The sequence below is a fragment of the Methanolobus vulcani genome (genome assembly GCF_006546655.1).
In the GTDB taxonomy this organism is placed as follows: domain Archaea; phylum Halobacteriota; class Methanosarcinia; order Methanosarcinales; family Methanosarcinaceae; genus Methanolobus; species Methanolobus vulcani_A.
Genome location: NZ_VIAQ01000020.1, coordinates 157646 through 172560, shown reverse-complemented (window position 1 = coordinate 172560; position 14915 = coordinate 157646). Strand labels below are relative to the sequence as shown.

General features: G+C 40.6%; 17 protein-coding genes. 7 read left to right on the top strand and 10 right to left on the bottom strand.

Features of this window, described 5'->3' with window-relative positions; all coding sequences use genetic code 11:
- Nucleotide 1: 1 nt before the first annotated feature.
- Nucleotides 2–742, bottom strand: a complete 741-nt coding sequence (locus FKV42_RS13675) for a hypothetical protein (protein ID WP_154810854.1) — start codon at nt 740–742, stop codon at nt 2–4.
- A 195-nt stretch (nt 743–937) separates the two neighbouring features.
- On the opposite strand from FKV42_RS13675, the gene FKV42_RS13670 reads away from it, so the two are divergent.
- The 3 genes from FKV42_RS13670 to FKV42_RS13660 are packed head-to-tail and all read left to right on the top strand — an operon-like array spanning nt 938 to nt 3125.
- Nucleotides 938–2128: a geranylgeranyl reductase family protein gene (locus tag FKV42_RS13670; protein WP_154810853.1), complete on the top strand. Its 1191-nt coding sequence runs from the start codon at nt 938–940 to the stop codon at nt 2126–2128.
- Nucleotides 2128–2505 carry a gamma-glutamylcyclotransferase family protein gene (locus FKV42_RS13665; RefSeq protein WP_154810852.1) on the top strand — a complete coding sequence of 126 codons (378 nt, stop codon included), beginning with the start codon at nt 2128–2130 and terminating at the stop codon, nt 2503–2505. Before FKV42_RS13670 ends, FKV42_RS13665 begins: the two co-directional genes overlap by 1 nt.
- Nucleotides 2502–3125 (top strand): TatD family nuclease-associated radical SAM protein, encoded by a 624-nt coding sequence (locus tag FKV42_RS13660; protein ID WP_328287534.1) that lies wholly within the window; start codon nt 2502–2504, stop codon nt 3123–3125. Before FKV42_RS13665 ends, FKV42_RS13660 begins: the two co-directional genes overlap by 4 nt.
- Before the next feature lie 50 nt (nt 3126–3175).
- Here FKV42_RS13660 and engB read toward each other — a convergent pair whose 3' ends face one another.
- From engB to FKV42_RS13630, 6 genes are all read right to left on the bottom strand, one after another.
- A complete protein-coding gene (engB, locus tag FKV42_RS13655; protein ID WP_154810851.1) occupies nt 3176–3802 on the bottom strand; it encodes a GTP-binding protein EngB in 627 nt (208 codons plus the stop codon).
- Complete coding sequence (locus FKV42_RS13650; protein WP_154810850.1) at nt 3786–4835, bottom strand: DHHA1 domain-containing protein; 1050 nt, start codon at nt 4833–4835, stop codon at nt 3786–3788. The genes engB and FKV42_RS13650 overlap by 17 nt, the downstream gene beginning before the upstream one ends.
- Before the next feature lie 65 nt (nt 4836–4900).
- On the bottom strand, nt 4901–6178 hold the full coding sequence (locus tag FKV42_RS13645) for a COG1361 family protein (protein WP_154810849.1): 1278 nt from the start codon (nt 6176–6178) through the stop codon (nt 4901–4903).
- Between the two features lie 7 nt (nt 6179–6185).
- Nucleotides 6186–7733: a BatD family protein gene (locus FKV42_RS13640; RefSeq protein WP_196214150.1), complete on the bottom strand. Its 1548-nt coding sequence runs from the start codon at nt 7731–7733 to the stop codon at nt 6186–6188.
- Nucleotides 7734–7820: 87 nt separating this feature from the next.
- Nucleotides 7821–8318: a hypothetical protein gene (locus tag FKV42_RS13635; RefSeq protein ID WP_154810847.1), complete on the bottom strand. Its 498-nt coding sequence runs from the start codon at nt 8316–8318 to the stop codon at nt 7821–7823.
- A 12-nt stretch (nt 8319–8330) separates the two neighbouring features.
- On the bottom strand, nt 8331–9074 hold the full coding sequence (locus FKV42_RS13630) for an RAD55 family ATPase (protein ID WP_154810846.1): 744 nt from the start codon (nt 9072–9074) through the stop codon (nt 8331–8333).
- Nucleotides 9075–9261: 187 nt separating this feature from the next.
- Here FKV42_RS13630 and FKV42_RS13625 point away from each other — a divergent pair, with 187 nt between their 5' ends.
- A complete protein-coding gene (locus FKV42_RS13625; RefSeq protein ID WP_154810845.1) occupies nt 9262–10002 on the top strand; it encodes a Nif3-like dinuclear metal center hexameric protein in 741 nt (246 codons plus the stop codon).
- Between the two features lie 13 nt (nt 10003–10015).
- Nucleotides 10016–10177 carry a hypothetical protein gene (locus FKV42_RS14045; protein ID WP_196214149.1) on the top strand — a complete coding sequence of 54 codons (162 nt, stop codon included), beginning with the start codon at nt 10016–10018 and terminating at the stop codon, nt 10175–10177.
- An 11-nt stretch (nt 10178–10188) separates the two neighbouring features.
- Here FKV42_RS14045 and FKV42_RS13620 read toward each other — a convergent pair whose 3' ends face one another.
- The 3 genes from FKV42_RS13620 to FKV42_RS13610 all read right to left on the bottom strand — a co-directional run bounded on the left by FKV42_RS13620 (nt 10189) and on the right by FKV42_RS13610 (nt 12660).
- The gene (locus FKV42_RS13620) at nt 10189–10722 is read right to left on the bottom strand and encodes a tRNA (cytidine(56)-2'-O)-methyltransferase (protein WP_154810844.1); all 534 of its coding nucleotides are present in this window, start codon (nt 10720–10722) and stop codon (nt 10189–10191) included.
- Between the two features lie 5 nt (nt 10723–10727).
- The gene (locus FKV42_RS13615) at nt 10728–12251 is read right to left on the bottom strand and encodes an AMP phosphorylase (RefSeq protein ID WP_196214148.1); all 1524 of its coding nucleotides are present in this window, start codon (nt 12249–12251) and stop codon (nt 10728–10730) included.
- A 115-nt stretch (nt 12252–12366) separates the two neighbouring features.
- A complete protein-coding gene (locus FKV42_RS13610; RefSeq protein ID WP_154810842.1) occupies nt 12367–12660 on the bottom strand; it encodes a DUF4405 domain-containing protein in 294 nt (97 codons plus the stop codon).
- Nucleotides 12661–13116: 456 nt separating this feature from the next.
- Between FKV42_RS13610 and FKV42_RS13605 the strand changes: the two genes are divergently transcribed.
- Complete coding sequence (locus FKV42_RS13605; protein WP_154810841.1) at nt 13117–13581, top strand: nucleoside deaminase; 465 nt, start codon at nt 13117–13119, stop codon at nt 13579–13581.
- A 315-nt stretch (nt 13582–13896) separates the two neighbouring features.
- Nucleotides 13897–14901: a mechanosensitive ion channel family protein gene (locus tag FKV42_RS13600; protein ID WP_230375725.1), complete on the top strand. Its 1005-nt coding sequence runs from the start codon at nt 13897–13899 to the stop codon at nt 14899–14901.
- Nucleotides 14902–14915: the final 14 nt, after the last annotated feature.

Below are 14915 nucleotides of genomic sequence, written 5' to 3'. Positions count from 1 at the left end.
ATCAAAAAGTATCATCCACAACAATGCCAAGGACAAAATCCCTGTTAGGTTCATCAAGAAGAGTAATAGAAGACGGCAAATCCAGTATATCCTCAAAACCATGGAACATATTCTCAAAAGGAACCCTGGTATCGTGCCAGTCAACCTTCCTGCTATGGCTCAGTACACCCTTGCCCTCACGATACTTGTAATTATCACGCACCCTGCCAATTGCCACCTGTTTCTCACACATCAGCGGGATAACTATTAAGTCATATCTCCTGACATCATTAACAAAATGCAGCACATCCTTTGCCCATACTTCAAGCAGATCAACCGGAGGAGTGCTTAACCTTTCGATCAAAGCCTTCTTCATCTGCTCCACACGCTCAAACTCATCAAACTCATGCATGGTAGCATCGAACTGCTTGAGCTCATCATCGAATTTCTGGAGCTTACTGTTAAGACTTTTCATCTTTTTGACCATCTCAGGTCTTTCCGTTGACGAATCAACGTTTTTGATGGCATCCTCAAACTCCTTCCTGAACCTCTGGTCAAATTCCCGGTACTTATCCCCAAAATGCATATATTTCTTATAACTGGGCGACTGATGCTTGATATCCATCAGCTCGTTACCGAACAGGTCCATGATATGCAGGTTCAGGTCAAAAGAAATGAAATCCCTCTCTATGCAGGACTTTTCCTGCAGGCCGCAATAACCTGTGCGTATTACCCATACATTGTTCCTGTGCTCATGTACCATGTTTTTCACCATTCAAAGAGCCTGATAAACTCACCCTAAAAGACAATTATCAGTAATAGTTAGATATATCTAATAGAATGTGGTTTTTGATAAGCATATTGAGTCAGGGATAAAGAAGTTACGGGCGAAATACACTTTTTGGTCCGCCAACTTGTGCAAACTGCAAAAACCAATTCACAAATCTTTAAAACAACCATGACACCTGAAGATTCTTATGATATTATTGTGGTCGGAGCTGGTCCGGCTGGTTCCACCGCAGCAATGTATGCTGCCGAGAATGACATGTCAGTACTTCTTATTGAAAAGAAAAGGGATATAGGAGTACCACTCCAGTGCGGAGGATTTCTCCCCCACTATCCCGTTCTGCAGGAACTTGTCCCTAATGCAGAACTACCGGTAACACTTGAGGAGATCCCATCAAGCTGCATACATGCTACTGCCTCATATCAGCGTTTCATAGCACCAAACGGCCTGTCAAAAGGTTTTGATGTTGATGCAGATTCAATTGACAGGAGACGTTTTGATAAACACCTTGCAAAGGAAGCAGCTCGAGCAGGAGCAGAACTCCTTGTTGGAACAAACGTCACCGAAGTGAACGAAACAAAACTCTTCATGGATGGTGCCTTCGGTGAATTCGAAGTTGAAGGAAAGGTTATAATCGGTGCAGATGGGCCAAATTCTATAGTTGGGAAAGCATCAAACATGCTCCGTGATTCAGACCCAATGGGAACCGGAACAGCTTTTGAATACGAACTCAGCGGAGTTGACATTGATAAAGAAGCCGTTGAGATGTATTTCGGCAAGGATTTTGTCCCCGGCGGATATGCATGGATCATCTCACAGGGAGACGACACCGCAAACATAGGCGTGGGTATCAGGGAAGCTCTTTTTGAAGAACATCTTTGTGCCAGAGATTATCTCGAACGTTTCATGTACAAGCACCCTATCGCAAGCAAAAAGCTTGAAGGTGCATCCATAACCTCAGTTGTGGCAGGACTTGTCCCTGTAGGTGGAGCGCCAAAAGTAACAGCATCACACAACACACTGATTGCAGGTGATGCAGCAGGCCATATCATCGCAACCAACGGAGGAGGAATTTCCACCGCTATGGTCGGAGGTAAACTTGCAGGAGAAACAGCCGCAGAATTCCTCAAAGGTAAATGCAGACTTCAGGAGTATGATACAAGATGGAGGCAGCAGATGGGACTTGAAATCAAGACCGCAGTCTATGTCCGCAAACTCATGGATAAGCTAATGCTCTCTGACAGGCTCATGACCACAGCCATAAAAATGATCACACCGGAACAGATGAAAGCCATACAGTGCGGCCAGCTACCGGATCCTGTCAAAAAAACATTAATGAAACTGAACGTGGGACTCAGTTAATGTACATCTTCGTTTACGGCACTCTCAAAAAAGGTGACCCGAATCATGCACGACTTGAAGGTTCACGCTTTGTGTGCGCAACACAGACTATTGAGAATTACGTGATGCTTGACCTTGGAGCGTTCCCGGGAATTCTTAAACCCGAAGATATATCTCAAATGCCAGTATCAACTATTACGGGAGAAATTTACCAGATAAGTGATCAGACCTTAAAAGAGCTGGATCACTACGAAGGTGAATGGTACTACAGAGAAGAAGTCCACCTTGAATGCGGATTTTCAGCGCTTATGTACTTTCTGAAGAAAATCCCGCCTATCAATTACAAAGTCATCACAAATGGAAACTGGGAAAATAAGATAGTGGAGGTCAATAGTTGAAAGATAACAACAAAGAGAATACAATCCCTATGTTTAAAGGAACCATCGGCTATGAAGCATTTGGAAACCTCTATCTTAACATAACAAACCAGTGCAGCGCAAACTGTACATTCTGCATCCGTGATGGATGCGACGGGGTTTATGGTTACAATCTCCGCCTTTCCAGGGAACCCACTGAGCAGGAAATAATATCAGACCTCGAAAAACACGACCTTAGCACTTACAAAGAAGTTGTCTTCACCGGTTTTGGTGAACCAACCTGCCGTTTTGATACTGTTCTTCATATAACTAAATGGCTAAGCAAAAAAGGAATTAATGTCAGGCTTGACACTAATGGTCATGCTGCACTTATGTACCCCGGCAGGAATGTCGTAGAAGAATTAAAATCAGCTGGAATGGATGCTGTTTCAGTGAGTCTTAATGCAGAATCCGAAGAGATATACAACAAGATCTGCAAACCCAAATATGAAGGATCATATCAGGCAGTTCTTGATTTTGCAAAAGAAGCAGTAAGAGCAGGAATAAAGACCCGTATGACCGTTGTCGGCCAGGATGCAATTGACATCGATAAATGTGAAAAGATAGCAACCGATATTGGTGCTACTTTCAGGGTCAGATAACTATACGGCATGAATAATTTACAGGAAGACATCGGAAATAAGAGAACTGTTCAGAAATACTTGAACAGGTCGTCCCTCTTTTCATTGTGCAGTCTCTGCCTGACAAGTGATTTCAAAGCTTTAAGGTCACCTTTTTTTGCACTTATAGGAGCAACAGTATCAAGCCACTGTCTCCACGGAGGCAGCATATTCAGCTTATCACATATCTGATCCAGGGTCGCATCAAGTTTATCAGTTTTGATCTTATCGACCTTATTTACAGCTAGGATAATATCAAAACCCAACTCCTGGAAAAGTTCGAACATTTCAATATCAATGGGAATTTCGTTACGCTCTTCCCAGCGTTGTACTATTTCAAGAAAAGAAGCTCCGTCAATGACAAGCACAGCAACATTGATCCTTTCAGCATTTTTCTCGATATAACGCACGATCTGGTCTTTCACGATATCCTGCTTGCGGTCTTTCACACCGCTCATAAAACCAAATCCCGGCAGGTCAGTAAGAAGCAGGTCAGAATATCTTATATGAGTAGGCTTAAGTGTAACACCGGGACGCTTTCCGACTTTAACGTTCTTTCCCGTAAGTTCCTTCATAATAGAAGACTTGCCTACATTCGATCTTCCTGAAAAAATAATCTCGAAATTAATACCTTCAAGTTCATCAGTCTTCTTTGCCATTTATACCGCCATTAATGCTGCTATTTTGTTCTCTTATTAATTCTGCAGCCTGTTGTTTTTGTACCCCTATGGCCTTATCGAACTCACGAAGGAAAGCATCAAATGATTCTTTTGGAATCCTGGCACCTGCAGCAGAAGCATGCCCTCCACCACTGCCGCCAAATGAAGGTGCTATCCTGCGCAGCAAACGATTCAGGTCTACAGACTCTGAATTCCTTGAACGCATGCTCATATCATAAACGTTCCTCTTGTGGCGGAATTCGGCAGATACACCCACATCCCGCTGTCCATAGGAAGCAGCATATATAGCGGATTTTGACATATAACCATTGGGGTCAACCACATAAGCCAGATTATGGAGGGCTTTTACTTCATGCTTCACATGAATACGAAGCTGCTCCTCAAGATCAGCGCCTTCTTTTGCAAGCCTGAGCACATTTGGTATATCCGTAGGAATCTTGTCATGAGAAAGAGGTAAAAGGAGCTTTCTCTTAAAATCATAGTTCCTCCCTGAATAGATGAGCGCCTGAATAAGCGTTCCTGCCTGGAAAAAGAGACTTCTCTTATCCCAGTCCCGCAACCACTCTTTCACGGAAGGAGTGTTATCATAATAATCGCCAATAGCACCATAAATAGCCACCCTGCGCATATCACTGCTTAAGCGTTTCTCAAGAACCTTATATGTGAGTTCCGAGGCACAAACGGTAAGATCATGATGCAGCCAATCTGCAGTTATACATTTTTCCGGTAAAGGATGATGATCGATATATGTCAGATTAGAAACTGATGCAAGCTCAGCAAGTCTTTTGAACAGGGCAGTGCAATGTCTTTCATCAATAGCAATATCGCAAATGATGATATTTTTATAACCATCTGCAAGGTTCAAGTCATCAAGGACACCCACAGGAGATGTAAAATAAACATCACCCTCTGGATAAGCACTTTTTGCAATCGCACCTGAACATACCCCGTCCGAATCCCCATGTGTCAGGATAAGGGTGGATTTGTTCTTATGCTGTCTGGATTTTGTCATGGAAAACTCTCTCTTAAGCAAATATAGAGTAACTCATAGAAATATTCTCAAACAGGAGAAGGACATCATAGTATTTTGTCTTTAGTGTTCTTCAGAACTTCCGTTATCTTGTCCAGGATATCATACAGGAATTGTAATTTCCCATGGTCTACTTCAGATTCTACAGAATCCTGAGAGCTATTATCACTTACAACTGTTTCTTCAATTATTGTTTCGTCCTCAATATCTTCGGTTCCTGAACTTGAGGCTATAACTACATCAGGATCATTTACTTGAACAAGAGTTTTTTTGGAATAAGAGGTTCCTGAATATTCATATGAATCTATAAATTTTACAGTTGCTGATGGAATAACAATTTCTCCTTCTTTATCCATTCGCACTGTATACTCAACTGAAAATGTCTTATCAGGATGTAAAACAAGACTTCCACCCATTACACCGGATAATATCTTTCCCCCTAAAGGAAGCTGGTCTGAAAGAGTAATATAAGCTGCTCTGTCGCCTTCATTTACCACATCAACACTTATATTTACATTTTCATTCAAATTGATGCTATCCGTACTAAGAGTCTTATTGACAACAATATCGGGACCATGAACCACTAGAGTGGAAGAATTCATTTCTTTAGAATAGGATGTTCCATTCAATTCTGCATCTATTAAAGTTCCGTTTATCTCATATGTGCCTGGTCTTAATGCTTTAACTGAATATTGAAGTGACTTCGTACCATATGAATCGAAAGAATAATTCCAAACTCCGTCCGAATCCGGATCAAAGACCAGGCCATCAGGCAATTCTGCTCTTATTGAAACTGAATCGACAGGTTCTGGCTGCATATGTTTCATGTAAAGGCTATAATAAGCCCTTTCGCCCATGTACACTTCATTACTGAATTGCTCATCAAACTCAAAAGTTGCATCTATTTTTTTCACAGTTTTAGGAATTGATTCTGTTGAATTAGAAATAGCCACACTTAAAACGGTATAAGGTGCAGGTATATCATTACCTGTAATAATTTCAATTGCAGTGATATTTAGTCTGTCATCAAGAACACTATTATTTGAAAGACCAATGGTATTATTACTTAATATAGCACTCCATGAATCACCATAAATACTGTTGATAGTGAGCATCACATAATCGGTTTCGACATCAATAGGTTTTGCAGGAGAAAAATCCGCGGCTTTTATAAGATAGCCGCTATGATTTACTTCATCTCCCCAATAAAGGGTGTACTCTTCTGCATCCAGCCATTCAACATCATCCGACTGTGCACTGGCAACAATACAAAGATGTGACAACAGCACAGTCAGTCCTATAAAAAGGAAGATTTGCTGTTTCATAAAGTCATTACCTGTCTCTGCGCTTTGATACAAAATAAACTGCAAACAGTGCAAGCATCATAAAGCTTGCTTCAAATCCCGGTTCAACCCTGTCAGTATCTTCCTCATAAGTATAAGCATAATTGTCATCTGAGCTACTTTGTTCCGTATCTGATGAACTTGAGGAGGAAGAAGAAGAAGAAGCGGAAGAACTTTCAGTTGTCACTTCCGAGGGATCAACAACTGTAATAACAGGCATATTGGATACCTTTTCACCCTTGTAATCTTCAAGATCAATGAATGTTGCAGTTGTCTCAGGAACTTTGATATCCCCTGTTCCTTCAACTTTTAATATATATGAATAAGTATAGCTTTTTCCATGTGCTGCAACATCATGGAAACTAAGATCACCACTTACATAAGTTGCATTCTCAGGCATTGTTTCAGTTGTAGTTACACTGGCATCCTTTGTACCCTGATTCTTAACAGTTACCTTTACCGTAACTTCATCACCCGGACTTACTGATTCAGGACTTACTGTTTTAGTAAGTACTACATCCGGACCATCAATTTCCATTTTTGTTGTATCGGACTTAAAAGTATGTGTGTTTCCATCAGGATCGATAAAAGTAGCACTTGCAGCAGGGATAGTAAAAGATCCGGTTTTTGTTGGCTTTAATGTATATTCAAATATTTTTGCCTCGGTTTCCTTAGAACCGATAGATAATGTAACTTCATTCTCAACATTATCCTGAATTTCAAGATCGCTTGTTTGCGGATTAGTAAGAGTCACGGAACTCAGGCTGTATATACCATTATTCCAGATACTCACTGAAACATGTGCGGTTTCATCCATATAAATTTCTTCGGTTACTGTTTTTGTAACGATGAGCTCTACAACTGGCTCTATTGTAATTGTCTCGGTTTCAGTATCTTCATGAATCTCACCATTGATATCTTCTGATTTTGTAGTTACTGTGATATCAACATCAGTCTCATCCCAGTATTCAGGAATCTCAAGTTCGATTTCTATCTGGTCAAGCACCTCATCCTCTTCTACGGATGTAAAATGATATGAATCCTCGCCATCCAGAAACTCCATACCATCCGTATCAATTTCCACGATCAGATCCTCGGCCTCTGCATCTCCTTCGTTGTCTATATCTATGGTTGCAATAATTGAACGGTATGTTGACATACGTGGGTCATATTCATCTGATTCAGTTGTAATCGCTATATCCATCTCAGGAATACCACGTTCATAAATCTCAATGGCAGCACTAGGATCATCCATGTTGCCAGTCCATTCGTCAATATTAAGAGTTACTGTTTTAATAAGAATACGGAGGTCATCACCTTTTTCAGTATCCCTGAATTCAATACCTTCACCAGCACGTGCAGGGGATTTCTTTTCAAGCACACCATCACGATAGATACCCAGACTTACGTAACCATCCTCATTAAAGTCTTCAGCTTTTATTGTATAATCATCCAGGGTAAGAGTACCACCCCATTTCAAAGTTCCAGTTTTAGCAGTACTATCGCTCCATTCAATATCATCAAGCGTATATGCCATAGCAGGCAAGCTCAATAAAACAATAAACATTAAACAAAAAAACACTTTACGTATCATAGAAATCCCTGGATTATACGTTATTTAATACTAAATTTTTGGATATAATGGCTTAAATCCCCGAATCTGGGCAGGCTGGTCAATGACCCTGGTTCTGGAAGTAGATTCAGGCATGTTCATAAGCGAAGGCTGCATGATCATTCCTGCAATACACTTGTCAGTTACAAGAGAACTTCCATATCCTGAATCTATAGGTTTATTAGTAGATGAACTTGTAGTACATATTCCCTTTGAATTCTGACGCTCTTTTTCAGCCTCTTTTTTAGAGAGGCCTGCATTCATGTCCCTTTCCTTGGCCTTAAGACCGTCTTCTTTACCACATGTGTATTGTTCCTTTACTAACGTATCAAACCCGGCGGTTTTGGCAAGGTCTTCAAGCATGGAATAACGTTCACTAACCCATCCCAATTCTGAATGCTTATGGTAACCTACTTCATAGCCCAGATCATAGGCATTTTTTGTAAGTTCCGAAACCTCAGCATCAGTAAGCTGGGTTTTTTCTTCCTTTTTAGAAAAAAACCTTACCATTTGTATACACCATCATTCGAGAAGGCCACTTACCACAAGTCCCTTATCACTAAAACCCACCGCACGCATGTTGCAATCATGCTTGGTTCCACGCATCTTGATGATTTGCATTGCACGGGTCATCGTTTTGTCATAAAGGAAATTGTGCATAAATACAACTCCATGTGCAGCAAACTGCTCAGTTGAGTAAGCACTTGGATCGGTCATCTCAGATATGAGTATGGTTGTACAGCCAAGTTTCTTAAGATTCCTGATAAAACGGCTCATTTCTTTTTCCTGCAATGAGAGATCCCTTGTAGTGAACCTTATGGCAGAAACTGAATCAATAACAAGTCTTTTTACATCATACTCTGAAACATAAGCTGCTATTTCCCTGAATACCATTGCAGGTGACGGAGCCTCGTGTTCTCCAGCTGATGTTGAAACCTCGTATTCCGGAGTAATATACTCGCTCATCTCATCCATGAAACCGTATTCCATCCTCGGACCAAGATCTGCAAAGAGCAGTTTTTTCATCTTGATCAGGGTGAGCACATTCATGGAGTAATTGGACATATCATCGATAATATTCTGCGGACTTTCCAGTAAAGTCACATAAAGTCCGGTTTCACCGAGAGCTGCACCATGCGCCAGATACTGAACGCAAAAAGTTGTTTTACCACTGCCTGGTGGACCACTCACTAGATATACACGATCCGATAGCAGGCCACCCTGCACCAGTTCGTCAAAACCTTCTATGCCTGTCTTTATCCTCATGAACTATCCTCGAATAACCGTTAATTGAAGAATATATATAATAATCATTTATAATTATACAGTGCATCTATTTGAATGCTTCGATTGTATTCACATGAATAAAATAATAGTGAACTTATAAATATTGCGCAAAATTTTCAAAGCATTTTCCGACAGCTTAAAATCTGTTTGGATTTATTCTTTTTTTATGCAATTAAAAGATGTTATCAGTGTATTGGAGAATATTGCCCCCCCTGAACTAGCAGAAGATTTTGATATCGGCAGGATAGGCCTGAACCTTGACCTGCAAAATGACATTAAAAAGATAGCTGTAGCACTTGACCCCACAGAATACGTACTTAACAGGGCTGCTATGATAGAAGCAGATCTGCTTATCACACATCATACCCTGATATTCCATGCTGTGCACTCTATCAATAAAGAACTTGCAGACAGTCTGAAAATTGCACTGGATAACGGAATATCGTTGTACTCCATGCACACGAACTTTGATAAAGCAAAAGGAGGCATCAATGATGCGCTGGCAAACAGACTTGGACTTTCAGATGTGCAGGAAACTCCTATTGGCCGTATAGGCAGCATTGCCCCATGTTCTGTGGAGACTTTCGTTAACCATGTTTCCAAAAGTCTTGGCACCCATATTCAGTTTACTGGTAGTAAAGATGAAATTAAAAAAGTAATGGTTTTCGGAGGAAGTGGTTTCAGGTCAGAATACATTGATACGGCCAGAAGTTATGGTGCTGATGCCTATGTATCATCTGAAATAAAGCATGACATAATACGCTCTTATAGTGACATGCTGCTTGTGGATGCAACACACTATGCTACCGAAAATCCGGGAATGCAGGATCTCTGCCCTGTGCTTGCTGATAGACTGGGAATTGATGTGGAATTTATAGACCACGATCCACTGATAAAAACACTCTGAAATCCGTGATAATATGCCGGAAGAAGAAAGTAGAAATGCTAACGAAATCGATGAAGATGAACTTGACGAACTCTTCGAGCAACATGTGAAGAAAAGAGATGATCCAAAACACAGAGGATACGGGGATTATGAAAGGAGAAGAATATACAGAGGTCCTTCTGTAAAAAGAGATTAGTAAAAAATTCTTTACTCTCTTCTGTCTATAACATTTTTCCCGCATTTTTCAGGAATTATTGTAAGTTCCCCTCCTTCGAATTCCGACCTTAATGGATCGGTTCCTGCTATGCGATCAAGAGTTACCGCCACGGCTGCAACTTCAGAATGAGGCTGGTTTCCAACTGCAACGTTCCAGTCAGCCATCTCATATATCTCGAACGGGACTTTTTCAGCACCTACCACGATCATGAGCTTATCACATTCACTTACCTCAGGAACAGCATCAGGAAGGTTGACACCATACATTGACAGGTGGCATACTTTTCCACCGTCTTCTTTCCACTTTTTGATCTCAGCTTTCCAGCTTACATTATTCCTAACATAGAAATTACCGCCAAAACGGTTGGAAACGTCAGCAATGTTGTCTGCAAGTTTCTGATCATCTGATGCCAGGAGCATTCCCTCGGCACCGAAGGCACGTGCTGTCAGGCCAACATGAGTTGTTATTCTCTTATCACGCTGAGGACGATGGCCAAGTCTTAATATTACAATTTTTTCAGGCATATTTATCATTTCAGTTCTGTTATGTCAGCAACCTTCTCAAGAAGCATGCCTTCTACTACGATTGGAAGATCTTCTCTTGCGTTCTTGATCGCATCTGCCAGCTTGTCTTCTTTTTCAGCGTAAATAGTCAATACTGGTTGACCAGCCTTTACTTCCTCGCCACGCTTCTTATGTATCCTTACACCTGCACCTTTATCATTTGGAGCACCTGCAAGTCTTGCGATCTGCACAATGCGCTTGTTGTGGAACTCAAGAACATATCCATTTGTAGGAGCCTTCAGTTCTGCTGTATACTGACCTACTTTTATGTCCCTGTAAGTCACATTCGGGTCACCGCCCTGTATCTCAATGATCTCTTTCAATTTTGCAAATGCTTTACCATTTTTCAGGGTTTCTATGGCTAGATCGTGGCCCTGACCTTTTGCAGCAACACCGCCCATCTCCAGAAGCATACCAGCAAGCGCTGCGCTCTTTTCAATTAGACTGTTCGGACCTTCCATCGTTTCAAGAACCTGAAGTGCTTCTATCACTTCAAGTGCAGGACCGACTGTTCTTCCTACAGGAGAAGCACCATATGTAAGTGCACAATCAACATCCATTCCAAGGCGGTCTCCAAGGTTGATCAGATCCCTTGCAAGTTTTCTCCCGGTCTTTACATCAGGTATCTTTGTACCTGCACCGGTTGGAATATCCATGACAACTTTCTGGGCACCTACTGCACCCTTTTTAGCCATTATGGAAGCCAGAAGCTGGCAATGTGGATCAATTGAAAGCGGATACTCAATCCTGATAAGCTTATCATCAGCAGGTGCGATATTAGTTGCACCGCCCCAAACGATTACACCACCGACCTTCTCGGTCATTTCCTTGATCTGCTGGGCGGTGAATTCTACAGGAGCCAGAATCTCCATGAGATCTGCAGTACCACCTGCACCTGTTATTGCACGGGAACTTGTTTTAGGTATAAGTAAGCCATTGGCTGCAACAATAGGAACTATCAGAAGGGAAATCTTGTTTCCAGGAACTCCTCCAATGGAGTGTTTGTCCATAATAGGCGTGGTGGCAAACTCTATACGTTCACCGGTATCGATCATAGCCTTGGTGAGCCATTCGGTCTCATCCTCGCTCAGATCCTTAATATAAGTAGCAGTAAGGAAAGCAGCCAGTTCAATATCATTCAGGTTCTCTTCAACAATATCCTTTACAAGCTCGTAGATTTCGTCCCTATCAAGCCTTTTACCGTCCATAACCTTTCTGATTATGCGTGTGGATTTTGGTTTATCTGCAGGTTCGACTTCAACTGTTTCTGTCCATTCTTTCTTGAGTTGTTCCTGCACTTCATGATACAGCCCTATCATCCCGGGAGCGATCATATCTTCTGTAAAGTCTACGATGGCCGTAAGAACCCTGTGGTCTTTGATCCTTACTCTGTCACCTTCATTAACTCCCAGTTCTTTGGCGTCAATAGTATTCATTACTACCTTGTATTTGCCGACCTTAATATCAATAGGCTGAACTTTTAACTGCATTATTTCACCTTATAATAGTACAGGGAAATACGCGAAGGAATAAATAGCTTTATGATTAGCTGAAAAAAAGGGTAAGAATATCTGGAAAATACCAGATACCTGGATGATAATTAATTTAGTCTTCAACTGGATGTGCTACTTCGCACATTACAGATGATTTACTTTTGCTGCTGAAGAAGTTTCTTGTTGTGCAAGCCATCCACTTCCAGTGCAATACCAGATGGATTACTGAGAACGCAACCATCAGGATTCCGATCTGTTCATGCATATGGAGCAGTTCCCTGCTGTCAAATCCCAGGAAACTGGTACCGTGGCTGCCATACATCAGGACAACTCCTGTTACACTCACGATGGCTGACTGCACTAATAGTGGGATATCAACTATATAGTTTAATGTATTTTTTTTCATTTCTCCAATCCTCCTATAATTATAAGTATAATGCCTCAGAATGTCTCAATTTCTTTCGTGCATTTTTCATCTCTTGCTATTGTTTTTCAGGTGGTTTTTTGGTGGTGTACGATATGAATTTGTAATTGTTAGAAAGATCACATGTTTTGGTGTACGATATGTATGGTGGTACATTGTTGGTAGGTGATGATGGTGGTTGGTTGTTGGTGGTATGTGAACATGTGATCTTACAATTCGATGATTCTCAAATGCGAATATAAAGATACTTACAGTCAAAAACACAAAATAAAGCTTTAATTTTGAATTAAAAGAAGATAAAGTTTTGAAATTGGTATGAAGTTATATTGATCATTATTTCATTGAATTAATTAACTATAAAGCTTTATTTTGATTAATATTCTTAAAAAATCAAATCTACCAGTTCATTTAAAACTAATAGATAAATTATAATGTCTCATGGACAATTTCATGCAGGCTGCAATTGATGAAGCACGAGAGGGAATGGAACACAACCACGGAGGACCTTTCGGGGCAATTGTAGTCAAAGATGGAAAAATAGTATCCAGAGCCCACAATAAAGTCTTGCTTACCAATGATCCAACAGCGCATGCTGAAGTTCTGGCAATTCGCCAGGCATCCGAGGTACTAGAGAAATTTGACCTTTCTGATTGTGAAATCTATACCAGCTCCCAGCCATGCCCCATGTGCCTTGCAGCAATATACTGGGCACGAATAAAGAAAATCTATTTTGGAACTAACAAAGAAGATGTTGCTGCAATAGGTTTTGATGACAGCCTATTCTACAAATTGATCAGGGGAGAAGAGGAAGAGGAGACACTTGAAATAGTCAACATTGACAGAAAAGAATGTCTTGAGCTTCTCAAAGAATGGGATGAAAAGAGTGATAAAAGAATGTATTAGTTGATGATATTGGTGAGAAGGGCCATTATCCAATCTACATTATATATAGGATGAATTGTTGATAATTAAGGAATTATCAAAATAGAGCGAAATAAAGAGAGTTTGCTGAAATAACATCAAACATTATCACAGAGGGTAAGCGTGGAAATAGATCAATTAATCCCGGCAATAATTTCATTACTGGTAACCCTCTCGCTAATACTAATTTTCAATTTTCTGTTTCACAAAAAGAGCCTCTTTTCCAGGGAAAGGATTATTCAGCAAATAATCTACATATTAATATTAGCAATCGGGCTCTTATTTGCAATTTTTACATTGCCAATTGATGTTGAAGACAAGAACCTTGTCCTGACCTTTGTGAGTATCATTATTGGTGCCATCATCACATTCTCTTCAACCACATTTGTAGCAAATGCAATGGCAGGCATCATGCTGCGTCTGATAAATCCGTTCAGGGTAGGGGATTTTATCAAAACCGATGGAACCTTTGGCAGGGTTACAGAAATCTACTTCCTGAATACTCAGGTACAGTCTATTGACCGTGATCTCATCACAATTCCAAATCTGGCTCTTGTCTCAAAACCCCTGAAGACCATAAGATCGTCAGGTACTATTATTACTACAAGTGTTTCACTGGGGTATAATATACCCAGAAAGGATATCGAGAAAAGTCTTCTTCAGGCTGCTGAAATTACAGGGCTTGAAAATCCATTTGTGCATGTTGAAAAACTGGGAGACTTCTCGATAAGCTACAAAGTCGGAGGGCTCCTGAAAGATGTTGACAGGATAATCACTGCAAGATCTGATTTCAAGAAGAACGTCATTGATAACCTGCACAATTCAGACATTGAAATAGTCTCACCCACTTATATGAACCAGAGAGTTTTCAGCGAGGACTATGTGTGCATGCCACCAAAAGAAGATACCAGGCTAGCTCCAAAAGAAAAAGAACCTGAGGTCCAGACTGAAGATATAATCTTTGACAAGGCTATAATGGCCCAGATGCTTGACAGGATCTATACAATAACTGAAAAATTCCCGGATCGCAGAAAGGACATGGAAGATAAGATTAAAGACCTCTCTGATACCGATAAAAGGGATGAGTTAAAAGAGCAGATCAATGCACTTGCTAAAATGGAAGATAACATAAATCCTGAAGTTCAGGCACTTAAAGACCTGCCGGATATAACTGCCATGCCTCACGATAAGGATAATGAATATATAGAAAAACTTGTTACTGCTGAAAAAGATGTAACTCTTCTTGATAACAGGCATGAAGACCTGGAGAAGAAAATATTTAAAACACTTGAACAAGAATGATGCAAAGATTTTCT